This window comes from Paractinoplanes abujensis (assembly GCF_014204895.1).
Lineage (GTDB): Bacteria > Actinomycetota > Actinomycetes > Mycobacteriales > Micromonosporaceae > Actinoplanes > Actinoplanes abujensis.
This window is the reverse complement of record NZ_JACHMF010000001.1, coordinates 2,809,376-2,834,255: the sequence shown is the minus strand read 5'-3', so window position 1 is coordinate 2,834,255 and position 24,880 is coordinate 2,809,376. Positions and strand designations below refer to the sequence as shown.

Annotated in this window: 29 protein-coding genes; 16 read left to right on the top strand and 13 right to left on the bottom strand. The window is 72.5% G+C overall.

Going from position 1 to position 24,880, the window contains the following annotated elements:
* Positions 1–188 precede the first annotated feature (188 nt).
* Entirely contained in the window at positions 189–347 is a 159-nt protein-coding gene (locus BKA14_RS45540) for a hypothetical protein (protein WP_369076730.1), read from the bottom strand.
* Positions 348–759: 412 nt separating this feature from the next.
* On the opposite strand from BKA14_RS45540, the gene BKA14_RS12745 reads away from it, so the two are divergent.
* Both BKA14_RS12745 and BKA14_RS12740 read left to right on the top strand, forming a co-directional pair.
* Positions 760–1,047, top strand: a complete 288-nt coding sequence (locus BKA14_RS12745) for a hypothetical protein (protein WP_184951133.1) — start codon at positions 760–762, stop codon at positions 1,045–1,047.
* Positions 1,037–4,012 carry an ATP-binding protein gene (locus tag BKA14_RS12740; RefSeq protein WP_184951132.1) on the top strand — a complete coding sequence of 992 codons (2,976 nt, stop codon included), beginning with the start codon at positions 1,037–1,039 and terminating at the stop codon, positions 4,010–4,012. The genes BKA14_RS12745 and BKA14_RS12740 overlap by 11 nt, the downstream gene beginning before the upstream one ends.
* Here BKA14_RS12740 and BKA14_RS12735 read toward each other — a convergent pair.
* Positions 3,991–5,130, bottom strand: a complete 1,140-nt coding sequence (locus BKA14_RS12735) for a flavin-containing monooxygenase (protein ID WP_184951131.1) — start codon at positions 5,128–5,130, stop codon at positions 3,991–3,993. The two genes, BKA14_RS12740 and BKA14_RS12735, sit on opposite strands and share 22 nt — an antisense overlap.
* Before the next feature lie 25 nt (positions 5,131–5,155).
* The gene (locus tag BKA14_RS12730) at positions 5,156–5,713 is read right to left on the bottom strand and encodes a TetR/AcrR family transcriptional regulator (RefSeq protein WP_184951130.1); all 558 of its coding nucleotides are present in this window, start codon (positions 5,711–5,713) and stop codon (positions 5,156–5,158) included.
* 80 nt (positions 5,714–5,793) lie between these two features.
* Here BKA14_RS12730 and BKA14_RS12725 point away from each other — a divergent pair, with 80 nt between their 5' ends.
* Both BKA14_RS12725 and BKA14_RS43840 read left to right on the top strand, forming a co-directional pair.
* Positions 5,794–6,519, top strand: a complete 726-nt coding sequence (locus BKA14_RS12725; RefSeq protein ID WP_184951129.1) for an SDR family oxidoreductase — start codon at positions 5,794–5,796, stop codon at positions 6,517–6,519.
* A 10-nt stretch (positions 6,520–6,529) separates the two neighbouring features.
* A complete protein-coding gene (locus BKA14_RS43840) occupies positions 6,530–6,994 on the top strand; it encodes an imine reductase family protein (RefSeq protein ID WP_239093546.1) in 465 nt (154 codons plus the stop codon).
* On the opposite strand, the gene BKA14_RS12715 is transcribed toward BKA14_RS43840, so the two are convergent.
* From BKA14_RS12715 to BKA14_RS12690, 6 genes are all read right to left on the bottom strand, one after another.
* A complete protein-coding gene (locus BKA14_RS12715) occupies positions 6,910–7,629 on the bottom strand; it encodes a maleylpyruvate isomerase family mycothiol-dependent enzyme (protein WP_184951128.1) in 720 nt (239 codons plus the stop codon). The two genes, BKA14_RS43840 and BKA14_RS12715, sit on opposite strands and share 85 nt — an antisense overlap.
* Positions 7,630–7,677: 48 nt before the next feature.
* Positions 7,678–8,580, bottom strand: a complete 903-nt coding sequence (locus BKA14_RS12710; protein ID WP_184951127.1) for a thioredoxin family protein — start codon at positions 8,578–8,580, stop codon at positions 7,678–7,680.
* Positions 8,577–8,744: a hypothetical protein gene (locus BKA14_RS12705; protein ID WP_184951126.1), complete on the bottom strand. Its 168-nt coding sequence runs from the start codon at positions 8,742–8,744 to the stop codon at positions 8,577–8,579. The genes BKA14_RS12710 and BKA14_RS12705 overlap by 4 nt, the downstream gene beginning before the upstream one ends.
* 94 nt (positions 8,745–8,838) lie before the next feature.
* Positions 8,839–9,267, bottom strand: coding sequence for a hypothetical protein (locus BKA14_RS12700; RefSeq protein WP_184951125.1), 429 nt, complete (start codon positions 9,265–9,267; stop codon positions 8,839–8,841).
* 78 nt (positions 9,268–9,345) lie between these two features.
* Complete coding sequence (locus BKA14_RS12695; protein WP_184951124.1) at positions 9,346–11,190, bottom strand: elongation factor G; 1,845 nt, start codon at positions 11,188–11,190, stop codon at positions 9,346–9,348.
* Between the two features lie 155 nt (positions 11,191–11,345).
* A complete protein-coding gene (locus tag BKA14_RS12690) occupies positions 11,346–12,314 on the bottom strand; it encodes a hypothetical protein (RefSeq protein ID WP_184951123.1) in 969 nt (322 codons plus the stop codon).
* 83 nt (positions 12,315–12,397) lie between these two features.
* On the opposite strand from BKA14_RS12690, the gene BKA14_RS12685 reads away from it, so the two are divergent.
* Complete coding sequence (locus BKA14_RS12685; RefSeq protein ID WP_184951122.1) at positions 12,398–13,348, top strand: GlxA family transcriptional regulator; 951 nt, start codon at positions 12,398–12,400, stop codon at positions 13,346–13,348.
* Between the two features lie 63 nt (positions 13,349–13,411).
* Positions 13,412–14,407 (top strand): type I glyceraldehyde-3-phosphate dehydrogenase, encoded by a 996-nt coding sequence (gene gap, locus BKA14_RS12680; RefSeq protein WP_184951121.1) that lies wholly within the window; start codon positions 13,412–13,414, stop codon positions 14,405–14,407.
* A gap of 159 nt (positions 14,408–14,566) precedes the next feature.
* On the opposite strand, the gene crcB (BKA14_RS12675) is transcribed toward gap, so the two are convergent.
* Positions 14,567–14,923, bottom strand: coding sequence for a fluoride efflux transporter CrcB (gene crcB, locus BKA14_RS12675; RefSeq protein ID WP_184951120.1), 357 nt, complete (start codon positions 14,921–14,923; stop codon positions 14,567–14,569).
* Positions 14,920–15,309 carry a fluoride efflux transporter CrcB gene (gene crcB / locus BKA14_RS12670; RefSeq protein WP_239093548.1) on the bottom strand — a complete coding sequence of 130 codons (390 nt, stop codon included), beginning with the start codon at positions 15,307–15,309 and terminating at the stop codon, positions 14,920–14,922. The genes crcB (BKA14_RS12675) and crcB (BKA14_RS12670) overlap by 4 nt, the downstream gene beginning before the upstream one ends.
* 112 nt (positions 15,310–15,421) lie before the next feature.
* Between crcB (BKA14_RS12670) and BKA14_RS12665 the strand changes: the two genes are divergently transcribed.
* Together BKA14_RS12665 and BKA14_RS12660 are read left to right on the top strand one after the other, a co-directional pair.
* Entirely contained in the window at positions 15,422–16,618 is a 1,197-nt protein-coding gene (locus BKA14_RS12665) for a cytochrome P450 (RefSeq protein WP_184951119.1), read from the top strand.
* Positions 16,615–16,809, top strand: a complete 195-nt coding sequence (locus tag BKA14_RS12660; protein ID WP_184951118.1) for a ferredoxin — start codon at positions 16,615–16,617, stop codon at positions 16,807–16,809. The genes BKA14_RS12665 and BKA14_RS12660 overlap by 4 nt, the downstream gene beginning before the upstream one ends.
* Here the strand turns inward: BKA14_RS12660 and BKA14_RS12655 are convergent.
* Positions 16,793–17,353, bottom strand: a complete 561-nt coding sequence (locus BKA14_RS12655) for a pyridoxamine 5'-phosphate oxidase family protein (RefSeq protein WP_184951117.1) — start codon at positions 17,351–17,353, stop codon at positions 16,793–16,795. The two genes, BKA14_RS12660 and BKA14_RS12655, sit on opposite strands and share 17 nt — an antisense overlap.
* Positions 17,354–17,359: 6 nt before the next feature.
* Between BKA14_RS12655 and BKA14_RS12650 the strand changes: the two genes are divergently transcribed.
* Complete coding sequence (locus BKA14_RS12650; protein WP_184951116.1) at positions 17,360–18,592, top strand: MFS transporter; 1,233 nt, start codon at positions 17,360–17,362, stop codon at positions 18,590–18,592.
* Between the two features lie 221 nt (positions 18,593–18,813).
* Complete coding sequence (locus BKA14_RS12645) at positions 18,814–19,704, top strand: NAD(P)/FAD-dependent oxidoreductase (protein ID WP_184951115.1); 891 nt, start codon at positions 18,814–18,816, stop codon at positions 19,702–19,704.
* On the opposite strand, the gene BKA14_RS12640 is transcribed toward BKA14_RS12645, so the two are convergent.
* Positions 19,701–20,573 carry a LysR family transcriptional regulator gene (locus BKA14_RS12640; protein ID WP_184951114.1) on the bottom strand — a complete coding sequence of 291 codons (873 nt, stop codon included), beginning with the start codon at positions 20,571–20,573 and terminating at the stop codon, positions 19,701–19,703. The genes BKA14_RS12645 and BKA14_RS12640 overlap by 4 nt on opposite strands.
* 83 nt (positions 20,574–20,656) lie before the next feature.
* Here BKA14_RS12640 and BKA14_RS12635 point away from each other — a divergent pair, with 83 nt between their 5' ends.
* From BKA14_RS12635 to BKA14_RS12610, 6 genes are all read left to right on the top strand, one after another.
* Entirely contained in the window at positions 20,657–21,865 is a 1,209-nt protein-coding gene (locus tag BKA14_RS12635) for an MFS transporter (protein WP_184951113.1), read from the top strand.
* 11 nt (positions 21,866–21,876) lie between these two features.
* Positions 21,877–22,875, top strand: coding sequence for an SDR family oxidoreductase (locus BKA14_RS12630; RefSeq protein WP_184951112.1), 999 nt, complete (start codon positions 21,877–21,879; stop codon positions 22,873–22,875).
* Between the two features lie 110 nt (positions 22,876–22,985).
* A complete protein-coding gene (locus BKA14_RS12625) occupies positions 22,986–23,189 on the top strand; it encodes a hypothetical protein (RefSeq protein ID WP_184951111.1) in 204 nt (67 codons plus the stop codon).
* Positions 23,186–24,118, top strand: a complete 933-nt coding sequence (locus tag BKA14_RS12620) for a hypothetical protein (RefSeq protein WP_184951110.1) — start codon at positions 23,186–23,188, stop codon at positions 24,116–24,118. The genes BKA14_RS12625 and BKA14_RS12620 overlap by 4 nt, the downstream gene beginning before the upstream one ends.
* Complete coding sequence (locus BKA14_RS12615; RefSeq protein WP_184951109.1) at positions 24,102–24,617, top strand: RNA polymerase sigma factor; 516 nt, start codon at positions 24,102–24,104, stop codon at positions 24,615–24,617. The genes BKA14_RS12620 and BKA14_RS12615 overlap by 17 nt, the downstream gene beginning before the upstream one ends.
* The gene (locus BKA14_RS12610) at positions 24,614–24,811 is read left to right on the top strand and encodes a hypothetical protein (RefSeq protein ID WP_184951108.1); all 198 of its coding nucleotides are present in this window, start codon (positions 24,614–24,616) and stop codon (positions 24,809–24,811) included. The genes BKA14_RS12615 and BKA14_RS12610 overlap by 4 nt, the downstream gene beginning before the upstream one ends.
* The last annotated feature ends 69 nt before the right edge of the window (positions 24,812–24,880 follow it).

Here is a 24,880-nt window from a genome sequence, read left to right as displayed (position 1 = left end):
CCGGTCTTGCCGCAAGCCCCCGGGCGCGATATACGTTAGAAGCGGCAGGGAGACTTTTCTCCTTGCCTTTTGCATGTCACCCCTGCGGTGCGTCCCTCAGCCGGCCCAGATCACCGTTCCCGTTCCGAGATCGGGAAACTCCTGCTCAGGACCGACGGCAGAGCTCCCGGACGGCGCCGGCGAAGCCCTCATCCATTGGGGTGAGCTTGTAGTCGCCCCATGTGGTGTCGAGAGTCAGGCACGTGACTGACTGCCGGGCTTTCGCCGGCGGGCCTGGAAGCCCGGAGAATGATGGCGTTACCGCAGGTCTTCATGTCCTGCCGGCTCCGGGTGCTGTTGCGGGACAGGTCGTGGAACGCCGAGCCGCACGCCGGGTTCATGCACGACTTCGCTCGGCCCAAGGCGCCGGTGTGAGCGGCCGGCAGTGCCTCCAGCAGGGCCAGGGAGGCGGCAGCGGCAGGGCCTTCCCCGCGGGGCTCGTAGGTCAGCCGGCCGTCACGGAACAAGCCCGGCCCGGTCGCCACCGGACTGTTCACCCACATCCGCGCGGACGTTCTCGAGGCCGGCCGGGAGTCGTTCGCCGACGCCACTCTGCTGCAGGCCGAGAACAACGCCGGCAGATGCTGGTCCGGCCCGACGCCGGCCAGTGGTAGAGGAACTCGGCTGACACCGGCCGGCACCGCGCGCCGCTGGTCGGTGGATCAGTTCCGGGTGAAGATCGTGGGACGTCTGGTGCGGGGTGTCGGCCATACTGGGGCGATGACGCGGCGGTGGCTGTGGGCATCGATGACGATCGTCGGCTGTGGGGTGCTGCCGGCCGGGTGGATCGTGGTCCTGGCGCGCAACGAGCTCGACCGGGCCGACAAACTGTCCAGCATGGCCGGCGTCGTCGTGGCGGTAGTCCTCGGCCTGATCGGCGTGTGGACCTCGCTGCGCGCGGGCGGCGGCGGTTCCGGGCCGGTGCAGATCAACACCGCGTCCGGCCAGGCCACGGCGGACAACGTCCGGGGCGGCGACCTGAGGATCGGCGGGCCGGATGAGGCGTGAGGTCGCGCCTCAGCAGATCAACACCGCGGGCGAGGCCGCCACGCTGCTGGCCGTGCAGAACGGCGACCTGCACATCCACCAGCGGATCGGCACGCACTTCATCGACGAGCTGTCGTTCGGGGCCGTGGCCGTGCCGGACGGTGAAATGCCCAGCCGGCTGCTCAACGCGGGCAACCGGGTCGTCGACTTCACCGGCCGCACCCGCGAGCTGGCCGACCTGGCGGCGTGGCTCGAAGGCGGGGCGGCGATGGCGGTCCGGCTGCTGCACGGCGGCGCCGGGCAGGGCAAGACCCGGCTGGCGCACCGGTTCGCCGAGCTGGCCCACGGCGCCGGGTGGATCACCGTGCGGGCCCGGCACAGCCGCGACGCCGTGGTGCAACCGGTCGAGGTGGCCGCCGGCACCGCCCTCGTGGCGCAGAAACCACTGCTCGTCCTGGTCGACTACGCCGAACGCTGGCCGCTCTCCGACCTGCTGGCGTTGCTGCTCGACCGCCGGCTGCACACCGGCCGCGCGTTGCGCGTGCTGCTGCTGGCCCGGCCGCTGGGCAACTGGTGGGACTTGCTGACCTACCGGCTCTCGGACACGCTGGGCGTGCACGCCGACAGCCTCGAACTGGCCCCGGCCCAGGTCGGTGCGGCGGAAGTGTTCGAGGTTGCGCGAAGGTGTTTCGCGCGCGCCCTCGACGTGGCGGTGCCCGGTCATCCGGTGCCGGCGGTCGAGGGTTCGTTCCTGACCGTGCACATGGCGGCGCTGGCCCATGTGCTGGCCGTCCGGCACGGCGAGGAGCCACCGACCGACCCCGCCCAGTTGTCGGCCTACCTGTTGTCGCGCGAACGCCATCACTGGCAGTCGATGTACGACAACGACCGCCGCGTCGAGTCGCCCCCGCCGGTGATGGGCCGCGCGGTGTACGTGGCTGCGCTGATCCGGTCCCTCGACTACGCGTCCGCCCTGCCCGTGCTGCGGGCGTTGGCGGTCGTCGACGGGGTCGGCGACGCCGGCCGGCTGCTCGAGGACCATGCGATGTGCTACCCGCCGCTCGACCCCGACACCGTGCTGGAACCGCTCTACCCCGACCGGCTGGCCGAGGATTTCGTGGCCCTGCAGACCCCCGGTCACGACATCGGCGGGTTCCGGCCGGACCCCTGGGCCAAGGGCGCACTCGGCGAACTGCTCGCCCACGACGCGCGCAGTGCCGCCACGGCCCTGCCGATGCTGGTCGAGGCGGCCCGGCGCTGGCCCCACTTGGCGACCAGCCAGCTGGTGCCGGTGCTGCGGGAACGACCCGAGCTGGCCGTACGGGCCGGGTCGGCCGCGCTGTCGGCGATCGCCGGCGCCCCGGCCATGCCGCTGGACGTGCTGGCCGCGATCGAGTCCGCGTTCCCGCCCGAACCACCGGCCGACCTGCACGCGGGCATCGCCGCGATCACCGAGCGCCTGGCCCGCGAGCTGGCCGGCCACACCGACGATCCCGTACGGGCGGGGGCGCTCGCCGTCAAGCTGGGCTGGCGGCTCTGCGAATCGGGCCGGGTCCGCGACGGCATCAACCTGCTGCACGAGGCGGTCGGCCTGGCTCGGCGACCACCCGCCCGGGTTGCGCAACGGGAACTGGCGCTGCGCAGCCTCGGCCGGGCCTGTACCCGCGTCAAGGACTGGGCCGGGGCCGCGGACGCTCTCGGTGAGGCGGTCGAGCTGTGGGACGACGGTTGCACGCCGGCGGCCGAGGACATCGCCGGCTGCCTGGCCGACCTGAGCCTCGCGCTGTGGAACCAGGGCCGGGGCACGTCGTCGCTGTCGATCCGGCACCGGGCCATCGCCCAGCTGCGACGGCTGGTCGCGGTGGACGGGCGGCATCGGCTGACACTGATCCGGGTGCTGGTGCAGCAGGCCGAGCAACTGCGCCGCGGCGACCGCCGTCCGGACGCGCTCGAGGCCTTGACCGAGGCCTTGGACCTCCTGCAGGCGGTGGCCGGGAACGCGGGTGCGGGCCTCGAACGGGACTTCGCCGCGACGCTGCTCGGGCGGGCCATGACCGAGCATTCGCTGCGTCACGACCAGGAGGCCGCCTTCGCGGTGGCGAGCGCGGTGGCGGTGTACCGGCGACTGGCCGCGGTGAACGTCTGTTACGACAAGGAACTGGCTCAGGCACTCCAGACGGAGGCCCAGATCCTGGCCGATCAGATGCGGTGGCGAGAGGCGTTCGCGGCGCAGGCCGAGACCATCGCGATTCACCGGCGCCTGATCAGGATCAGCGCCGAACGCCACGAGCGCGACCTCGTGCAGGCACTGATCAAGTTCGCTCGGTTCTCGCTCCGGTCCGGGATGCACACCCAGGACGCGCTGGCGGCGCTGGACGAAGTGATCGAGAGAGCCCGCGCGTCTCGTTTCGACAGCGTTCGTGACCGGCTGATCCTGACCGCGCGCACACTCGGCGCCGAGATCCTCGACGTGGCCGGTAGTCAGACGGAGGCCAACGCGATGCGTGGTCAACGACGCCGGCCGGACCCGGCGCCACCCCGGCCTCCCTCGCCGCAGGCTTCGATCGATGTTGCGCAGACGGCCCGTTCGCTCATCAGCAAGCCGCCCTACACCGCTCGTTTCCGGCTGGAGAAGTTGTCTCCGGACGAGGCCGCCGCTGTCATCGTCGCGATGAGGCCTCAGCTCGACTGGTTCGAGCTGATGTTCAGCGGGTTCTATCCGGACCAGCGGCTCGCGATCGTCAGATGTCTCGTCGAGGACAACAAGCTGCTGGACAACACTGTGGTGGTGGGCTACATGGCACGCCTGATCCGGGACGCAGAGGTGGGTAACCTCGTGCGGATTCTGCGCTGGGCCACGCCGGAGGTCGCCGCGGTCGTTGTCGACTTCATCTCCCGGCCGAAGACCTACGAACCTGTCTACAGGGCGGAGATACGAACCCGGGAAGTTCTGCGGCGGCTCGGTTACGACCCACGCCGGGTCTGAGCCGTGGGAACAACGGCCCGGGCCACCCGCCGCGACTCGATGGCCAGCTGGCGCAGCATGCCGCCCAGGGTCACGTCGTAGCCCATGAAGTACAGCCCCGGCCGGGCCGCTGCACCTCCGTGCACGAGCGGCACTCCGGTCTCGTCGAACAGTGATGGGTCGTCGAACATCTCGCGCAATCCGGTGCCGTAGCCCGTGGCCGCCACCACGACGTCCGGCTCCGTGGTGGAACCGTCGGCCAGCAGCACGGAGGATTCCGTGAAGCCTTGCACTGCGGCGACCGGCTTCACCCGGCCGGACACGATGTCGCGGACGATTCCCACGTCTTGCAGCGGCACGTAGCGCTGCGTGCGCAGGCGCGTCTTGAGGCCCTCGGTGGGGCGTTCGAGCCCGTACGGGGAAAGGTTTGGCACCTCGGCTCTGGCCATGGTGGCGGCGATCGCGTTGAAGACCGGCTCGGGGAGGACGCCGCCCAGGAGCAGGCCGTTCAGCTGCGCCGGCCAGCCCGCGGTGGAGCGGCGGACGATGTGCGGTGGCGTGCGGATGGCCAGGCTGACCGAAGCGGCGCCGCCCTCGGCCAGGTCCGTGGCGATTTCGGCACCGCTGTTCCCGGGGCCGACCACGAGCACGTCGCGGCCCTGGAAGGGTTGCGCATTGCGGTATTCCGCGGAATGGATCAGCCGGCCCGTCCACGACGACAGGCCGGGCCATTGCGGCACCTCCGGCGTGTGCAGATAGCCGGTGGCGACGATCAATGTGCCCGTGACGTGTTCGCTGCCGTCGGCGAGTTGCAGCGACCAGCGGCCGTCGCCGGGTTTGATGTGTTCGACTGCCGTGCCGGTGCGCACGTCGAGACCGAAACGTTCCGCGTACGCCTCCAAGTAGCGCACCAAATCGTCGCGGCGCACCCAGCGGCCGTAGGCCCGGGGGATCGGCATGCCGGGCAGCCCGGACAGCCCGCGCACGGTGTGCAGGCGCAGCCGGTCGTAGCGGCCGCGCCAGCTGGTGGCCACCCCGGGGCCGCGCTCGAGCACGACGCAGCTGACGCCACGCCCCTTGAGCTGAGCCGCCACCGCGAGCCCCGCGGCCCCCGCACCGAGCACTGTCACGTCCGCCATGGGTGCAGTCTGCTGGATCGCGATCTCAGGCGGAACCCAGGATCCCCGCGGTGGCCAGGGAAACCCGGTGGCGCGCGCCCGCCTCGTCGTCGCGGAACCGGTCGACCGCCCACGACAGGGCCAGCACCAGCTCGTACACCTCGTCGGCGGTGACCGGCCCGGACGGCTGGGCCGCCGCGAGCAACTCGCCGGTCTTGACCAGCAGCGGGTCGGCGGCGGGCTTCATGGGGGAGTCGTCGTCGCAGTGCGCGGAGGCCAGGCAGTACGGCAGGTCGTGCCAGATGCGCAGCTGCCACGTGAGCCGGATCAGCCATTCGGCCAGCGCGTCGCGCGGGGTGCGGGTGCGGGCCAGCTCGTCGGCCTCGGCCAGCGCGTCGGCGATGCTCGACTGCATGACCGCGGCCAGCAAGTCGTCGCGGGTCGGAAAGTTGCGGTAGAGCGTGGCGTTGCCGACGCCGGCCCGCAGGGCGATGCCGTCGAGCGAGGCCAGCACGCCCTCGGCGTCGAACGTCGCGCGGGCCGCGGCCAGGATCGCGTCCCGGTTGCGCTGGGCGTCGGCGCGCAGCGGGCGGGCTGTAGCCATGAACACTCCTTCTTGACTATCTGGGGAGTGTCCCCACATAGTTCTTCCGGGGAAGCTCCCCACTTATTGAAGGAGTCTAGATGAACCAGGCACTCGACGGCCGTACGGTGCTCGTGACCGGGGCCAACGGCGGTCTCGGCGAGCACTTCGTGCGCCAGGCCGTCCAGCGCGGCGCGGCCAAGGTCTACGCCGCCGCCCGTACGGGGAAGGAATGGAATGACACGCGCATCGTGCCGCTCACCCTGGACCTGACCAGCCCCGACGACGCCGAGCGGGTGGCCGCGGAGGCGCGCGACGTCAACCTGCTGATCAACAACGCGGCCGTCGCGCCGGTGGGTGACTCCATCACCGGCCCGGAGGAGGCGCTGCGGCAGATCTTCGAGACCAACTTCTTCGGTACGGTCCGGCTCGCGCGCGCCTTCACGCCGGTGCTCGCGGCCCACGGCGGCGGCACGCTGCTCAACGTCCTGTCCTCGGCCGCCTGGGTGCCCGTCCCGACCGGTTACGGCGCCTCCAAGGCGGCCCTGTGGTCGGCCACCAACGCCCTGCGCTTCCAGTTGCGGGCCCAGGGGACCCAGGTCGTCGCCCTGCTCGTCGGCATGATCGACACTCCGATGTCGGCCCGCTGGGACGTGCCCAAGGTGAGCCCCGAAAGCGTGGTCGCGCAGGCCTACGACGCCGTGGCCGACGGCTCGATCGAGGTGCTGGCCGACGACCAGACCCGCTACCTCAAGTCGCGCCTCAACACCAAGGCCGAGGAGCTCTACCCGTGGCTCGGCGAGCAGCTGGCCGGCTTCGAGGCATAGCCACACAAAGGTGGGTACTAGGCGGCGGGCCGGCCAGAAGGTCACCGTCTGGAACCGCTCACCGGGCAAGGATCCGCACGGCATCGGCTACCTGGACGGCGCGTACGACATCGCGCTGCTCGACATCTTCTGGACCGCGATGGCCGGCTACGCCCACGCCCTGGCGGTGGCGCGGGCCGAGGGCATCACGGCCCGGGAGCTGGCGCCGTTCGCGGCCGGGATCGGCGCGATCCTGCCGCCGATCTTCCGGGACACCGCGGGGGAGGTCGACGACGGCACGTTCTCCGGCGCCGGCAACCCGATCACCTCGGCCGCCTCCCCGATGGCGCACCACCACCCTGCTCACTCCGGCTCCGGCGCGATGAGCGCGCCGACCACACGCCGGGTTGCTTACTCCGGCTCCCACGCGATGAGCCGGTCGACCACCCGCCGGTCGCCGTCGATCTTCACCGCGTCCGGGCCGATCCGGCCGTAACACAGCAACACCAGGTCGCTGGCCGAGCCGGTGACGGTGACGTCGGCCGGTTCGTCGCCGGGCGGCACCGCGCGGGCGCCATCGGCCGAGAAGGTGAGACGCCACGCGCCGCCCTCGGTGGCCCGGTAGTCGAGGACGGCGGGCTCGTGCGGCCACGGGCTCGTCGTCGCGACGCACGTGGTCACGAACTCGTCGACCCCGTCGAGCGCGACCGCCTCGGGCAGCGGTTGCGGGGCGCCCGCGGTGAGCTGGGCGTCGTACGTGTGCACGGCGATCTCCTGCAGCTGGTGCCGGGCGGCGGCCCCGGTGGTCTGCGGCGACTGCGAGTCACCCCACCACGTCCAGCAGGCCTTGTCCGGCCCGGCCGTCCGCAGCGCGTCCAGCAGTTCCCGGGTGGCCGGGGCCAGCGGACCGTCGCCCGCCCAGAGCTCGGCGGGCGGGGGAGCGTCGGCGGGGCCGGCCGCGACGATGACCGCCCACTTGCGCCGGCCCTCGGTCAGATGCCGCGACAGGTCGCTCAGCGTCCACCCGGGACAGCTCGGCACGGGCGCGTCGAGGCTCGGGGCGGAGGCGACGGCGGCGGTGAAGGCCGCCGACCGCTCGTCGATCAGGCGCAGCAGTTCAGGAAATTCCACCCGGGCTTTCTATCATCGTGGCCGGATCCCCGCCGCCCCCTTCAACCGTCAGCCGAAGGTGAAGACATACGCCCGGGCGCCCGGGGCGTGGAAGACGACCTCCAGGTGGCGTCCGGTGATCGCGCCGGGCTGCCGGATCAGCTGATACAGGCGGCCCTCGGTCACCGTGCCCAGGCCGTCGGGGCCGATGTCGGCGCCGTGGGCGTCGCCGGGCGGGCGGCCGTCCAGGAACACCCGGAACGGCACGGGGACATCGGCCGCCAGCACCAGGTTGGCGTCGCGGGCCTCGAAGCGGAACGCGACACTGCCGTCCTGGCGGTGCACGGCCGCGTATTCGCCGCTGCGCGTCCAGTCGCCGTCGAGCGCCCACTGGCCGGACTGCAGAAAAGCCGGATACCCGTACGCGTGGGAACCTCCGCCGGAGGCGAAGCGTTCACCCCGCGCGTAGCCCAGGTAGGTCTCCGGTGTCCTCAGGCGATCCCCGTCGGCCGGGGCCTCCACTCCCAGCGCCTCGGGCCGGGTCAGCGGTCGCGTCACGCCGAGCAGGCGCTGGATCGTGCGTTCGGACTCGGCGTACCGGCCCTCGCCGAAGTGGTGGTCGCGGATCACCCCGTCCCGGCCGGCCAGATAGAGCGCGGGCCAGTAGTGATTGTCGAACGACTTCCACACCGTGTAGTCGCTGTCGGCCACGACCGGATACGTGATGCCGCGCGCCGTCACGGCCCGGCGGATCAGCTCCGGGTCGTGCTCGAAGGCGAACTCGGGGGTGTGCACGCCCACCACGATCAGGCCGTCGTCGCGGTAGGCCTGCCACCAGGCCCGGCGCCAGGGTGCCGTGCGCAGCCAGTTGACGCAGGTCGACGTCCAGAAGTCGTACGCCACTACGTGCCCGTCGAGTGCGGGCGGCGCGGCGTCGAGCCACTCGGCGTCGTCCAGCGTGGGCGCCCTCACGAGCGACCCGGGGTCAGGAAGCCGGACAGGGCCGCCACCAGCGCCTCCGGGGCTCCTGTGTCTTCCGTGTCTTCCGTGGCGACGAACCGGCTGGTGAAGGTGCCGGCGAACCCCGCGGGGAGGTTCGGCGCACCGCGGACCGACAGCGGATCGGCGATGGTCATGGTGCTCCCTCCACGAAATGGTCGGAACCCGCCGAGCCAATAGCGCGGCGTCCCTTCGTGGCAAGCGTGCGAGGGATGAAAAACTACGCTCTGATTACTCTCGCTTACGTACTGGACCGGACCGGGAGGGCGGCGTAGCGTTTTCGGGCTGGCGCTCGGCGGGCAGCGCAGTGGGCTCCGGCCCGTGCCCGGTGGACGGCGGGGCGGGCGAGGCGCGCTCCGGCTCGTGCCCGGTGGACGGCGGGGCGGGCGGTGCCGGCTCCGGTGGGGCCGAGGGCAGCCGTCCGGGCCGGGGCGGTGACACCGGCCGCCGGCGGCGCAGCCGGGGCCAGCGCTTGCCGAGCAGCAGATAGGCCGCGTAGAGCACGGCGGCCACGGCCACCAGCAGCCCCCGCCAGCCCTCGTGGATGACCAGCGGCGGGGCGGTCGAGATCAGCGCCATCGCCAGCACCAGGCGGTGCGTGGGCAGGCGACCGGGACCACCGCCCGGACGCCTCGCCGATGATCTCGCGCCGTTACCCACCGACGCCAGGTTAGCCCCCGTCCCACCGGCCCCGGCACGTCGCCCCGGGCTCGGTACGGAACCCGGGGCGACACCGTTTCAGGCGGCGCGGCGGTACCCGGCCGGCCTCGTCGAGAAGGTCGCCCGGCCCCGTGTCCGGCTGCGCAGGTCGCTCGCGTAGCCGAACAGCTCGGCCAGCGGCACCACCGCCGTCACCGACTGTGACGTCGAGCCGGTGACCTGGCCCCGGCGGGCCGCGAGGTCGCCCAGCACCGCGCCCAGCGTGTCGGCGGGCGCGCTGACCGTCACGTCGGCCACGGGCTCCAGCCGCGCCATCGTGCACGCGGTCAGCGCCGCCCGCAGCCCGGCTCGGCCCGCCGTACGGAAGGCTGTCTCGGACGAGTCCTTCACGTGCGTGGCCCCGTCGACCAGCGTGACCCGCAGCCCCACCACGGGGTGGCCGTCGAGCGGGCCGTCGGTCAGCGCGTCGCGGCAGCCGGCTTCGACCGCCCGCACGTACTCGGCCGGCACCCGGCCGCCGGTCACCGCCGAGGCGAACACGAACCCGGTGCCCTCCAGCGGCTCCACGTCCAGCACCACGTGCGCGAACTGCCCGGCCCCGCCGTCCTGCTTGACGTGCCGGTGCACGAACCCGGTCACGCCCTGCAACACGGTCTCCCGGTACGCGACCCGGGGCCGGCCCACGTTCACGGCCACCCCGGCCTCGCGCAGCCTCGTCACGGCCACCTCCAGCTGCAACTCGCCCTGACCGGAGAGCAGAGTCTGCCCGTCGTCGTTCTCGACCCGCACGTTCAACTCCTCGGCCAGCGCGGCCAGCGCCCCGGGCAGCCGTTGCGCGTCGGCCCGCGTACGGGCCTCGACCGCCACCGACACCAGCGGAGCGGCCGCCCGCGGGGCTTCCAGCAGCACCGGATGCTCGCGGGTGGACAGCGTCGTCCCCGCCCGCGCGCTCCTGAGCCCGGCCAGCGCGACGATGTCACCGGCCACCGCCCGGTCCACGTCGGTGACCCGATCGGCCTGCACGCGCAGGATCCGGCCCGCGCGTCCGGTCCGCGCCGTGGCCGCGTCCCACACCGTGTCACCCTTGGTCAGCACGCCGTCGTAGACCCGTACGAAGGTCAGTCGCCCCTGCCGTGCCGTCTGCACCTTGAAGACCAGCGCCGACAGCGGGGCCGCAGGATCACCGGACGGCGCGGGCAGGTAGCCGACCACCGCGTCGAGCAGAGCCTGCACCCCCACGTCGCGGTAGGCCGCGCCGCCCAGCACGACCACCGCGGCGCCGCTGAGCGTGAGGTCACGCAACGCCGTACGGAGGGTGCCGTCCGACATGTGACCCAGCTCCTCCAGGGCGGCCGGGTGCAACTCGGCCACGGCTTCCTCGAGCCGCCGCCGGGCCGCGCGTACGTCGTCGCGATCGGGGCGCGGGCCGACCAGGTCGATCACGCCGCCGTCGACGGGGAGCTGCACGACCAGCGGGGTCACGCCCAGCCGTTCGCGCAACGACCGTACGGAGGCCTCGAAGTCCGCCCCGGCCCGGTCGAGCTTGTTGATGAAGGCGAGGCGCGGCACGCCGTACCGGTCGGCCTGCCGCCACACGGCCTCGCTCTGCGGCTCGACCCCGGCCACGCCGTCGAACACCACGACCGCGCCGTCGAGCACCCGCAGCGACCGTTCGACCTCGTCGGTGAAGTCGACGTGCCCCGGGGTGTCGATGAGGTTGAGCCGCTCGCCGCGCCAGTCGCAACTGACTGCGGCCGAGAAAATGGTGATGCCGCGCTCGCGTTCCTGCGGATCGAAATCGGTGACCGTGGTGCCGTGATGCACTTCGCCCTGTTTGTACGTGGCGCCGGTGGCGAAAAGGATGCGTTCGGTCAGGGTGGTCTTGCCCGCGTCGACGTGCGCGAGAATGCCGATGTTACGCATTTGCGATTGTCTTTCTCGACAGTTCTGAACGGTGGACTGCGCCGTTAGAAGGCACGTCCAGCCCCGGTGGCGCAGCCGAGGCTGGGCACACCGGACACGAGGAGCAGAGCGGTGCGGTGACGCATCACTGTCCTCCTCGTCAGGTCGTCGAGAAATCAAACTTTGTCGACCGTACGAGGGTCCGGTCGCTCTGTCGAAGCAATTTTTCCGGTCACGCCGATCAGGGCGACGGTGACCAGGCTGATGCACAGGTCGGAGAGCAGCGCCACGGCGGGCGTCGCAGGCGCGTAGGTCGGCACCAGATAGGCGATCGCCGCCGACACGACAAGTCCGGCGCCCCACCCGGCGAGCACGTGGGATTGCCGCCAGCCGTCTCGCCGGGACCACCGCACGACCGCGATCGTCACGAGCCCGGTCACCGCGATCTGCACGGCCAGCCCGGCCCAGCCCGCGACCAGGTCACCGCCGAGGTGGGGGAGGGCCGCCACCACGGCCACGACCGCCGCGTGCGGCACGCGGCCGGCGGATTCGCGCGGGCGCCGCGGAACGAGCGCCGCCGTGACCAGGACGAGCGCGACGACCACCGTGAACAGCACTTGCCGGGGCGCGGCGAAGAAGTGCTCGTCGGCGTACACGTCCCGGAAGATGAGCAGGCTGCCCAGCACGTAGACGACGGCCACCACGACCAGCCCCCGCGTGCGCAGCCAGGGGCCCGGACGGCGGGCGAGGGTCTCCACGACGGCGATCGGCGCGCAGATGCTCAGCGCGATGTGCCCACCGACGTACGAGAAAGCCTGTTGCGCACTGACATCCAGCCCCGGCACCCACGTCGCGCGGGCTGTCACGGCATCACCGGCGAACCCGGTGCCGTCGAGGAAGGCCGGGTTGAACAGCGACTGGTCGACCAGCCCGGCCTGCACGAACCCGAACGCGGCGGCCAGCAGCGCGATCGACGGCCACCCGCCACCGGTGCGGCGGGCCACCTCCCGGATCAGCACGGCCGCCCCGCCGTACTGCGGAGCCAGGAAGAGGAGCACGAACGGCCAGTCGACGACCGTGAAGCCACCCCAGACGCACTCGGCGGTCCAGGGCGCCAGCGCCATCAGCGCGAGAACAGCAGCCATGCCGTCGACGGTCGCGAAGCCACCCGGACGCGCGTAACGGCCGGTGGTCGGGGCCGCGACGACCAAAGTCTACGCTTGACGGCGTGCCGCCCCGCCGCCTCAACCGCGTCGCCGTGCTGGTGCTCGAGGGCGCCAAGCCGCTCGACGTGGGCATCCCGGCCCAGGTCTTCACCACCCGGGCCAGCATGCCGTACGAGGTGAGGGTCTGCGGTCCGGCGCCCGGCCTGGTGACCGGTGGGGACGGTCTGTCCTACCACGTGGCCGACGGGCTGGACGCGCTCGCCTGGGCCGACATCGTCTTCATCCCCGGCTATCGCCACCCCGACCGTGAGGACCCGCCGCCCGTCGTCGTGTCCGCGCTGATCGCCGCGCACGACCGCGGCGCCCGCCTCGCGGCCATCTCGACCGGCGCGTTCGCCCTCGCCGCGACGGGGCTGCTGGACGGCAAGCGGGCCACCACCCACTGGCACTACACGCGGCAGCTGGCCCGCAAACACCCGTCCGTGCTCGTCGACGAGAACGTGCTGTTCGTCGACGAGGGCCGCGTGCTCACCTCGGCCGGGGCCGCCTCCGGCATCGACCTGTGCCTGCACATTCTCCGCGGCGACCTGGGCATCGCGGCCTCCAACCACGCGGCCCGGCGGCTGGTGGCGGCCCCCTACCGCAGCGGCGGCCAGGCCCAGTACGTGCCGCGCAGCGTGCCCGAACCGCTGGGCGAACGGTTCGCGGCCACCCGGGAATGGGCCTTGCACCGGCTGGGCAAGCCGCTCACCCTGGAGATCCTGGCCCGGCACGCGGCCGTCTCCCCGCGCACGTTCTCCCGCCGGTTCGCCGAGGACACCGGCTACACCCCGATGCAGTGGGTCATGCGGGCCCGCATCGACATGGCCCGGGAACTGCTCGAACTGTCGCAGCTGCCGATCGAGCAGATCGCCGCCCGGGCCGGGCTGGGCACGGGCGCGAATCTGCGCCTGCACTTCCAGCGGATCCTCGGCACCACCCCGAGCCAGTACCGCCGTACGTTCGTGGCGTGATCCTTGCGAACGGTGGCGTGGCGGCCACTGTTTCCGGTGCCCGGCGTTGTTCAGGCTGGAGGCATGACACGCATCGCCATCAACGGATTCGGCCGGATCGGACGCAACGTGCTGCGCGCCCTGCTCGAACGCGACAGCAAGCTCGAAGTGGTGGCCGTCAACGACCTCGCCGAGCCGGCCGCGCTGGCCCGGCTCCTCGCCTTCGACACGACCTCGGGGCGGCTCGGCCGACCGGTCACCGCCTCCGCCGACGGGCTCGTCGTGGACGGGCAGCCGATCGCCGTGCTCGCCGAGAAGGACCCGGCCCGGCTGCCGTGGGCCGCGCTGGGGGTCGACATCGTGCTCGAGGCGACCGGGCGTTTCACTGCCGCCTCGGCGGCCCGCGCCCACATCGACGCCGGTGCGCGCAAGGTGCTGGTCGGCGCGCCCTCGGCCGGGGCCGACGTGACGCTGGCGCCGGGGGTCAACACCTCCGCGTACGACCCCCAGGCGCACACCGTCGTGTCGAACGCGTCGTGCACCACCAACGCGCTGGCCCCGCTGGCCAAGGTGCTGGACGAGCTGGCCGGCATCGAACACGGCTTCATGACCACGGTCCACGCCTACACGCAGGAGCAGAACCTGCAGGACGGCCCGCACCGCGACCCGCGCCGGGCCCGGGCGGCCGCGGTGAACATCGTGCCCACCACCACGGGAGCGGCCAAGGCGATCGGCCTGGTGCTGCCGCAGCTCGAAGGCAAACTGTCGGGCGACTCGATCCGGGTGCCGGTGCCGGTGGGCTCGATCGTGGAGCTCAACACGGTGGTGTCGCGGGACGTGACCCGCGAGGAGGTGCTGCAGGCCTACCGGACGGCGGCTTCCGGGCCGTTGGCGGGGATCCTGGAGTACTCGGAGGACGCGCTGGTGTCGTCGGACATCGTGGGGAACCCGGCGTCGTCCATCTTCGACTCCGCGCTGACCCGGGTCGACGGCCGGCATGTGAAGGTGGTCGCCTGGTACGACAACGAGTGGGGCTTCTCCAACCGCGTGATCGACACGCTGGAGCTGCTGGCCGCCTGAGCAAACGGTCGCCGGGGTGCGATCGACCGCACCCCGGCGAGGGCAGAACTCGATCGGGTTGTTCTCGACGCGGTCGCCCCGGGGGCCGCCGTGGAGGTCGGCCGAGGAGACGACGGCGTGGACGGTCGTCGTGACGTGGAGATACCAGCAGACGCTGCCTCAGGCGGTCAGAGCCTGGCCGGCGACGGCCGCGATCAGGCCTGCGACGACGCTGACGATCGCGTTGGTCAGGGCGAGAACCTTGGCTCCCGTACGGGCCAGGTGCACGGTCTCGTACGAGAAGGTCGAGTAGGTGCTGAGGGCGCCGCACAGGCCGGGCCCGATGAGGTGCGCGAGGGTGCCGGGGACGGCGGTGGACGCGCCTGTGAGCAGGCCCAGTACGGCGCACGCGGCGATGTTGACGGTGAAGGTGCCCCAGGGGAAGCCGATGTCGTGCCGCGATTGCACGGCCCGGTCGACCAGGTAGCGCAGGGGTGCGCCGACCCCTGCGCCCAGGGCGACCATGAGCCAGCTCATCGGCGCACCGCGACGCGGCGGGTCAGGGCGGCCGCGGCCTGTGTGGCGAGCAGCGCGGTGACGAGGGTGGCGACCAGGTAGAGCAGTGCGGTGACGAGCCGGCCCGCGTCCAGCAACTGCTGGGCGTCGACGATGTAGGTCGAGAAGGTCGTGTAGCCGCCGAGGACGCCGGTGCCCAGGAACGGGCGGACCAGCGGGTGCGGGGTCAGGATCTCGGTGGCGACGACCATGAGGACGCCCATGGCGGCGCAGCCGGTCACGTTGACCCAGAACGTCGTCCAGGGGAAGCCGCCGGCCGGGGTGGGCCACAGCAGGCTCGCGCCGTACCGCGCGCAGGCGCCGATGATGCCACCGAGGGCGATGGCGGCGATGATCCGGGTGCGCAAGGCCAAACAATACCGCGACCGCTCCGCCGGCACGGCATTGGCGACACATATCGACCTTGGTCGAAGTAGCGTAAAGTCTGGGGCCGGCTACTGATAGTGGAGGTCGACGGGGATGTTGCTGCCGGTGCCCGAGGAAGAAGTGCGGCCGTTCGATCCGCCGCCCGTGTACGCCGAGTTGCGCAAGGGGCCGCAAGTCGTGCGGGTGGCCTGCCCGACCGGCATCGACGCGTGGCTGGTCTCCGACTACGCGGGCGTGCGCGAGGTGCTCGGCGACGGCCGCCGCTTCTCGACCCGGCCGGGTCAGGCCGCCCACGTGCTGAGCGGGTTCGGGGCGGGTGACGGCGAACCGGTCGAGGGCAGCTTCGCCCAGACCGACGGCCCCGAGCACATCCGGATCCGGCGGAACTTCGCACCGCAGGTGTCGCACGCGCGCCGGCTGGCCGAGCTGCGGCCGATGGTCGAGCGGATCACCGACGAGGCGATCACCCGGATGCTCGCGTCGCCGCAGCCGTACCTGCTGCACAGCCAGTTCTCCACCGCGATCACCACCGCCGTGATCGCCGAGCTGATCGGCGTGCCGCCCGACCGCCATCACCTGCTGCACGACGCGGCCACGGCGTTGTTCACAACCTCCACCAAGCCGGGCGAGTTGCGGACCGCGCTGGAGCCGCTGTGGCGCTACCTGTACGAACTGATCGCCACGCGCCGTGCCCGGCCCGGTGACGACGTGCTCAGCCGCATGATCGAGCTGAGCGCGGACAGCGACCGCCCGCTGACCGACGCCGAACTGACCGCCATGAACGGTGCTCTGCTGATCGCCGGGTTCGACACCACAGCGTCCATGATCACGTACGGGCTGGTCTGTCTCTGGAACACCCCGGGGCAGTGGGAACGGTTGTGCGCCGAGCCCGGCCTGGCCGTGACCGCGACCGAGGAGCTGGTGCGCTATCTGGCCGCGGGCACCGGGCTGCTGCGTCAGGCGGTCGAGGACACGCAGGTGCACGGGCAGCCGATCCGGGCCGGTGACTACGTGGTGGTGGCCCTGCAGTCGGGCAACCGGGATCCGGGGCTGCACGCCGACGGCGACACCTTCGACGTGGCCCGCAAGCCCGGCCCGCACCTGGGTTTCGGGCACGGCGCGCACGCGTGCGTGGGCCAGCAGATCGCCCGCCTGGAGCTGACCGCGGTGCTGCGGGCGCTGGCCCGGCGGGTTCCCGCGCTGCACCCGGCCGTGCCGTTGGAGCAGCTGGAGTGGAAGAAGGACTCCGTCGTACGGGGGCCGGTCGAGCTGCCGGTGAGGTGGTCGTGAAGGTCGCCCTGGAGCGGGACTGGTGCATCGGCGCCGGGAACTGCGCGCTGACCGCACCCGCCGTCTTCGACCAGGACCCCGACGACGCGGTCGTGGTGCTGCTCGACGAGTCGCCGCCGGAGACCGAACGCGCGGCCGTCGAGCAGGCGATCGGCCGCTGCCCGGCCGCCGTGATCAGGTTGCTGAGTTGAACGCGGGCAGCCCGTCGATGCTGGTCTCGTTCTTCTTACGGCGATAGTCGGCCAGGTCGGCGTCGGAGCGGCGCTCGGTCCAGCGCAGCAGCACGTCGCGGTCACCCTCGTACGACATGAGCGGCACCGAATAGCCGCAGGAGTCGCTCACCCGCTCGACCGCGATGTCGATGACCGACCGTACGCCGTGGGTGTCGGGCGGCTCCGGGAACAGGCCGAGCAGGTCGGGGAACTCGGGGTCGGTGAGCGGCACCGACCGTCCCCGGCCGTGCAGCCGGACGATGTTGGGCGCGCCCTGGAACGAGCAGAACATGATCGTGATGCGCCCGTTCTCCCGCAGGTGGGCCATCGTCTCGGCGCCGCTGCCGTGATAGTCGAGGTAGGCGACCCGCAGCTCGTCGAGCACCAGGAACGTGCCGGACATGCCCTTGGGTGAGACGTTGACGTGCCCGCCCGGCCCGGTGGGCGCGGTGGCCACGAAGAACATCGGCTGCGCCTCGATGAAGCTACGCAGACGTCCATCGATGCGTTCATGTACCTTCATGCTCTGATGGTCGCACGCCCCGTCGCCGAGTCCGGTCCCCTCGCTCCGCTGCGCTACGGGCCGTTCCGCCTGCTCGCCGCGGGCCGCATGATCTCGATGCTGGGCAACGCCGTCGCCCCGATCGCGCTGGCCTTCGCCGTGCTCGACCTGACCGGCTCGGCCGGTGACCTCGGCCTGGTGGTCGGCGCCCGCTCACTCACCAACGTCGTGTTCCTGCTGCTGGGCGGGGTGATCGCCGACCGGTTGCCACGCCACCTGGTGATGGTCGGCTCGAGCGTCGTCGCCGCGCTCACCCAGGCCGCGGTGGCCGCCACCGTGCTGACCGGCACGGCCACCGTGCCCGTGCTGATGGTGTTGTCGGCGGTCAACGGCCTGGCCTGGGCGCTGGCCTGGCCCGCCGTCTCCGCGCTGCTGCCGCAGACCGTGCCCGAGGCCATCCGCAAGCAGGCCAACGCGATCAACCGGATCGGCGGCAACACCGCGATGATCCTCGGCGCCCCGGCCGGCGGCATCCTGGTCGCCACGGTCGGCCCCGGCTGGGGACTGGCCGCCGACGCGGTCTCGTTCGCGCTCAGCGGCCTGTGTTTCGCCCTCATCAGAGTGCCGGTTCTCTCCGTACGGAAACCGAGTGTGCTGGCCGGGCTGCGCGACGGCTGGAGCGAGTTCACCTCCCGCACGTGGCTGTGGGTGGTGGTGCTCGGCTTCATGTTCCTCAACGCGGCCTGGGCGGCCGCCATCGGCGTGCTGGGCCCGGTGGTCGCCGACGACACCATCGGCCGCCGCGCGTGGGGCTTCGTGCTGGCCGCCCAGACCGCGGGCATGATCGCCGGTGCGCTGCTGGCCATCCGGCTGAACGTGCGCCGGCTGCTGGCCTTCGGCGTCGTCGCGGTGGGCGGCCAGGCGCTGCTGCCGGCCGGGCTGGGCCTGGCCCCGGCGCTGTGGGTGCTGATGGTGTGCGCGTTCGCCGGCGGGGTGGCGTTCGACCAGTTCGGCATCGCGTGGGAGACGACGATGCAGGAGTACGTGCCGGCCGGCAAACTGGCCCGGGTCTACTCGTACGACATGCTCGGCTCGCTCGTCGCCATCCCGATCGGCCAGGTCGTCGCGGGCCCCGCCGCGCACGCCCTGGGCGCCCGGACGGCGCTGCTGATCGCCGCGGGCGTGATCGTGCTGGCCGTGGCGGGCATGCTGACGAGCCGCGACGTCCGCACCTTGGAACACCGTCCGGGCCGGGGTTGACACGTGCGTCCATAGTGGTCGGCGCAGGCGCTGCCGGCAGCTCGACCACGTCGCGATCGCGGCCGACTGCCGCAGCCCCGCCTCGGTCGCGAGACAGACCTGGGCCGGGGTCGGCTGCTCGACCGGCGCACGGAAACTCGTGGCGCGGGGGCCCCGACGGGACGCCCGGCGCCGCGCTCAGGAAAACAGCGATCTGCCGGGTGCTCGGTAGAATCTTGATCATGGACGTTGTCGTGGTCGGTGCAGGGATCGCCGGGCTGTCGTGTGCGCGCGCGTTGGCGGACGGCGGAGCCCGCGTGCGCGTCGTCGAGCGGGGCCGGGTCGTGGGCGGCCGGCTGGCCAGCAAGCGCTACGACGGCCGGTACGCCGATATCGGGGCCGCGTACCTGGTCGCCGACGACCCGGATTTCGCCGCGCAGGTCGCCGGGTGGGAGACCACCGGCCTGGCCCGGCCGTGGACCGACACCTTCCGGGTCTACCCGGGCGGCCGCGACGCCACCGGCCCGGTCCGCTGGGCGGCTCCCGGCGGTCTGCGCTCGCTGGCGGCCGACCTCGCCGCCGGGCTCGACGTGCGCCTGTCGGCCCCGCTCGACGCGGTGCCGGCGGACGCCGACGCGGTGGTGCTCGCCATGCCCGGCCCTCAGGCTCTGCGACTGGCCCCGCCGCCGGGGATCGCCGCGGCCGCGAAGGCGCAGGCCTGGCGTGCGGTGATCGCAGCCGTCCTCCGCTACCCGGTGCGCGAATGGAACGATCTGCGGGGCGCCTTCGTCAACGACCATCCCGTGCTCGCCACGATCTGCGACGACGGTGACCGGCGGGGCGACGGCGCCCCGGTTCTGGTCGCCCACTCGACCCCGGAGCTGGCCGGCCGCTACCTCGACGCTCCGGAGGCCGCCGGGCCGATCCTGGCCGGGGCCGTGGGCGAGGTGCTCGGCCTCTCCGCCCAGCCCGAGGTGCACGTGCACCGCTGGGCTTTCGCCCAGCCCGAGGGCGGCGACGACCCGTACGCCGTGGACGGCCGGGTCTGGCTCTGCGGTGACGCGTTCGGTCGTCCGCGGGTCCAGACCGCCTGGCTTTCCGGCCGCGCCGTGGCCCACGCCCTCCTCGGCTAGAACGGGCCTGACTGGTCGACCAGCGCCCGGAAGCGGTCGGCGCCGGGCGTCAGCCGCCGGTCCGAGCGCCAGGTCAGGCCGACGACACGCTCGGCGCCGGGGGCCGTGACGGGCAGGCCGTGCGTGCCGGTGGCGCCGACGAACTGGTCGGGGACCACCGCCACCCCCAGGCCCGCCCCGACCAGCCCCTCGACCGTGGCCAGGTCGCCGATCTCGAGCACGATGCGCACGGTCACGCCGGCCGCCGCGAACAGGTCGTCGACCAGCCGGCGGAACCCGAAACCGGCCGGAACGGTGATCAGATCCTGGCCGGCGACGTCGGCCAGCCGGGCGCGACGGCGAGCAGCCAGGCGGTGGCCTGGGGGCACGATCAGTGACAGGCCTTGCCGCTGCAGGGGCAGCCACCCGTACGGACCTTCGGGTTGCGGGGACACCAGAGCCAGCTCGGCCGTGCCGGAGTCGACGTCGCGCATGATCTCGTGGGCCGGCTCCTGCCGTAGCTCGACGCGCAGGTGCGGGGCCTGCCGCCGTACGGCGCGCAGGATTTTCGGCACCAGGGACGTCGCCATCGAGTCGAGGAACGCGAGCCGGACGGTGCCCGATTCGGGGTCGAGCAGCCCCGCGAGGTCACGCCGCAGCCGATCGTGACGACCGACGATGTCACGGGCCGCGGTCAAAACCATTTCCCCGTACGGGTTGGGATGCGCGCCGCGGGCGTCGCGCTCGAACAGCCGCGCCCCCAGTTCGCCCTCCACCCGGGCCAGCAGCCGGGACAACGTGGGCTGAGTCGTGCCGAGCGCGGCCGCCGCCTCGGTGACGTGTTCGTGCTCACCCAGCGCCAGCAGGGCCCGGAGATCCTCGATCTGCACGACCCGCATCATACGTTGGCCGTATCCGTTCGATGATTTCTATTCATTGGACGCATGGCTCAGCGCGGCGAACAGTGGGCCGCATGGAAACCGGATATCGGGCCGGGGAGGCGGGCTACCGCCGGGTCTGCCTGGCCCTGTTCGCGGCGGGCGTGGCCACCTTCGCCGCCCTCTACAGCACGCAGGCGCTGCTGCCCGAGCTGGCGACCGCCTTCGACGTCACCCCGGCGCAAAGCTCGTGGTCGCTGTCCGCGGCCACGATCGGCCTCGGCGCCACGCTGCTGATCACCGGGTCGTTGTCCGAGCGGATCGGCCGTACGCGTCTGATTCACCTGTCCTTGACCTTGTCGGCGCTGGTCGGCCTGGCCTGCGCGGCCGCGCCCGGCTGGCCTGCCCTGCTCGTCCTGCGCTTGCTGCAGGGTGTCGCGCTGGCCGGGCTGCCCGCCGTGGCCACCGCCTACCTGCGTGAGGAACTCGATCCCGGCGTCCAGGCCCGCGTGGCCGGTCTCTACATCGGCGGCACCGCGCTCGGCGGCATGTCCGGGCGCCTCGTCACCGGCGCGCTGTCGGACGCGTACGGGTGGCGGGTTGCCCTGGCGGCTGTCGCCGTGCTCGGGCTGCTCTGCGCCGCGCTCGCCGCCGTGCTGCTGCCCCGCTCGCGCAACTTCGTGCCGAGCCCGCCCACATTCGTCAGCCGCCGGGCGCTCACCGACCCCGCGCTGCTGAGCCTGTACGCGATCGGGGCCTGTTCGATGGGCGCCTTCATGGCCGTCTGCAACGCCATGGGTTTCCGCCTGACCGCCGACTTCGGCCTGGGCGTGGGGGCGGCCGGGGCCGTCTTCCTGGTGTACCCGGTCGGCTCGCTCAGCTCGACGTTCTCCGGGCGGCTGGCCGACCGGTACGGGCGCCGCGCCGTCATGCCGTTCGGCTGCCTGCTGACCGCGGCCGGTCTGCTGCTCACCCTGGCCGGTGCGCTGCCCGTCGTGGTGACTGGGCTGGCCGTGATGACCGCCGGGTTCTTCTGCGTCCACGGCGTAGCCAGCGGCTGGGTCCCGGTGCGGGCCCACGCCGCCGGCGTCGCCCCGGCCCAGGCGGCGTCGTTCTACCTGTTCGCCTACTACGCCGGGTCGTCGGTGCTGGGCAGCCTGGCCGGCGTCGCGTGGTCGGCGGGCGCGTGGCCCGCCGTGGTGCTGCTGTCCGCCCTGTTCGTGTCGGCCGGTGGCTACCTCGCCCTTCACCTGCGCCGGGTCCCCGTCCTGACCCGGACGAATGAGGTCCGCCCGGCTGGGTAAACGGTGATCTCGTGACAGAGCGCCGAATTGCCGTGGTGACCGGGGGAACCGCCGGAGTGGGCCGGGCCGTGGTCCGTGAGCTGGCCGGGAACGGCTGGGATGTGGCGGTGCTGGCCCGCGGCCACGCCGGGCTGGACGCGGCCACCGACGACGTGGCGGCCGCGGGCGGGCGGGCCCTGGGCATCGAGACCGACGTGGCCCGCCTCGACCAGGTGCGCCGGGCCGCCACCCGCGTCGAGCAGGAACTGGGACCGATCGACCTGTGGGTCAACGACGCGTTCTCGGGCGACCTGCGCTACTTCTGGGAGATCCCCGAGGACGAATACCGCCGGATCACCGACGTGACCTATCTGGGCCAGGTGCACGGCACCCGGGCCGCCCTGGAGCACATGCGCCCCCGCGACCGCGGCGTGATCGTGCAGATCGGCAGCGCGTTGTCGTTCCGCGGCATCCCGCTGCAGTCGGCCTACTGCGGGGCCAAGCACGCGGTCAAGGGCTTCACCGAGAGCGTGATCGCCGAGCTCAAGCACACCGGCAGCAACGTGCGGATCAGCATGCTGCAGCTGCCCGGCCTCAACACGGTGCAGTTCGACTGGAACGCCAGCGACTACGACCAGCACCCCCAGCCGGTGCCGCCGATCTTCCAGCCCGAGGTGGCCGCCCGCGCCGTACGTTTCCTGGCCGACCACCCGCGCCGCACGATGTGGGTCGGCTTCTCCACGGCCAAGACCATCCTGGGCAACCGGATCGCGCCCGGCTTCCTCGACTGGTACCTGGCCCGCAAGGTCGTGCAGGGCCAGCTCACCGACCAGCCCGGACCCCGCCACGGCAGCAACGTCTTCGAGCCCAAGGACGACACCGCCGACCGCGGCGCCCACGGCATGTTCGACGCCGAGGCCAAGTCGCGCGACGGCTGGTCCTGGGCCTCGATGCACCGCGTGGCGCTGACCGGAGCCGCCCTGGGCGCCGCCGCGGGCGCGGCCGTGCTGGGCTACCGGAGCCGCCGCTAGGGTCTCTCTCGTGACTGAGGTCGCCGCAGCCCCGCCTCAGTCACGAGACAGACCCTCGCCACGCCGGACCCAACACTTCGCACCCTCATCCGTAGTACAGGGTGAGAGGAGTGAGACAGATGATGGATGTGTATCTGCTCGCGACGGTGCGGATGAAGGAGTTGCAGCGCGAAGCCGCGCTCCGGCCGCGCTCGCCCCGCGACGAGAAGCCTCCGGTGGGCCGGCCCCGTATCGTGCTGGCACAGTGGCTGATGGCCGGGGCGCGGCGCTTGTGGCCGGAGGCCGGGCGCGACGTGGCGGGGGTGACGCGGTGACGGAGGAGCGGGGTGTCGTCGAGGAGCGGGCGGTCCTCGACCTGAGCCACCTGACCAGCCCCGACCAGCTGGCCGCGATCAGCCGGATCAGCGCGGTCGGCGCGGTCGTCCTACCCGAGGCGCTGGCCGGGGCGTACGCGGGAATCCCGGTCTCGGAGGTGGGGGCCACCATCTTCGTGCCGGACGGCCTGAAGGTCAGAGTGCACGTGGGGCCGCTGGTGGTCGGCGGGGACGGCATCGGGGCGGCCGGCGAGATGCTCGTCGTGGTCGGCGTCCTGGTCGTCACCGGCCTGGTCACCGGCGAGCTGCCGGGCCGGATCAGCGTCGTCGGCTCGGTGTTCGCGCCGCGGGGCAGCGAGGCGGCGCTGGGCCGGGTGCTCGGCGGCGGCGCCGGGACGGTCACCTACTACCGCTACCAGGAGGGCCAGTCCGGGCCGTACGTCAAGATGCTCAGCGGCCAGGTCCGGCTGACCGGGGCCGCGCTGGCCAACCCGGCCGGCGAGGCGACCGACATCCTGATCGTGGCGGGGCAGATCATCATCACCGGCGAGGTGGGGTCCGTCGGCTACGGCCAGATCTTCGCGGCCGGCCAGATCATCGCCCCCGAGGCGGCTCAGGCCGAGCTCGAGACCCGGATGGAGGCCCAGGGTCAGCTGATCTGGTACCGCTCCGGCGACCCCCGGGTGTTCTACGACGACACCGAGCTCGGCCCGGACTACTTCCGCCTGCTCGACCACCCGGTCAGCCTGATCGTGCTGGGCGACCTGACACTCGGCGCCGGGGTCACGCCCGGCCTGCTGCGGGAGAGCGTGACCGACATGGTCGTGCTGGGCGACGTGCACGCGCCGTCCGCGGCCGTGCCGGCCGTCCAGGTGCTGGCCACCGACCTGTACGGCGAGATCCGGGTCGCTGATGGACCGCGAGGGTGAGTTCCGCCGGATCTACGACGCGCACCGCGACGCCGTCCACGCCTATTTCACCGCGCGCACCGGCGACCGCTGGCAGGCCGCCGACCTCATGCAGGAGACCTTCCTGCGGGCGTGGCGCCGTTTCCCGCAGCTGACCGGGCTCTCCGCCGACGGGCAGCGGGCCTGGCTGTTCACTGTCGCGCGCAACCTCTCGATCGACGAGCACCGGCAGACCCGGACGCGGGCCGCCGCTGTTCGCCCCGAGCCGCCGGACGTGGCCGAGCCGGCGAGCACCTCCGTGATCGCCGCGGAACGGGTCGCCGTCGTGGCCGAAGCCATCAAACGCCTGCCCGAACAGCAACGGGTCACCCTCACCCTGGCCGCGGCCGGCGGGCTGACCAGCGCGGAGATAGCCACCGCGCTGGGCGTCCCGGCCGGCACGGTCCGCTACCGCCTGTCCCTGGCCCGCCGCACCCTGGCTGCGGCCCTGACCATCTACGACGACCTGGAGCAGCCATGAATCTGGACGACGCCTTGCAGGCGTGGGCGGCCCGGGAGGTCACCCTGCCCGCCCCGGCCGCCGACGGCATTTTCCGTCAGATAGTCGCCCCAACCGCCTCCGGCCTGGACCCGCGCTGGTGGACCCGCTTCTCCGGCCGCCTGGCGGCCACAGTGACAGCCAGCACCCGGGTGCCGCACAGACGGTTCGTCTAAGGCCTCCTCCGGGGTGCGCTGGGTTACTAGCATCGGCCGCAGTCTTCCGCCGGGGGGAATGATGGCGAG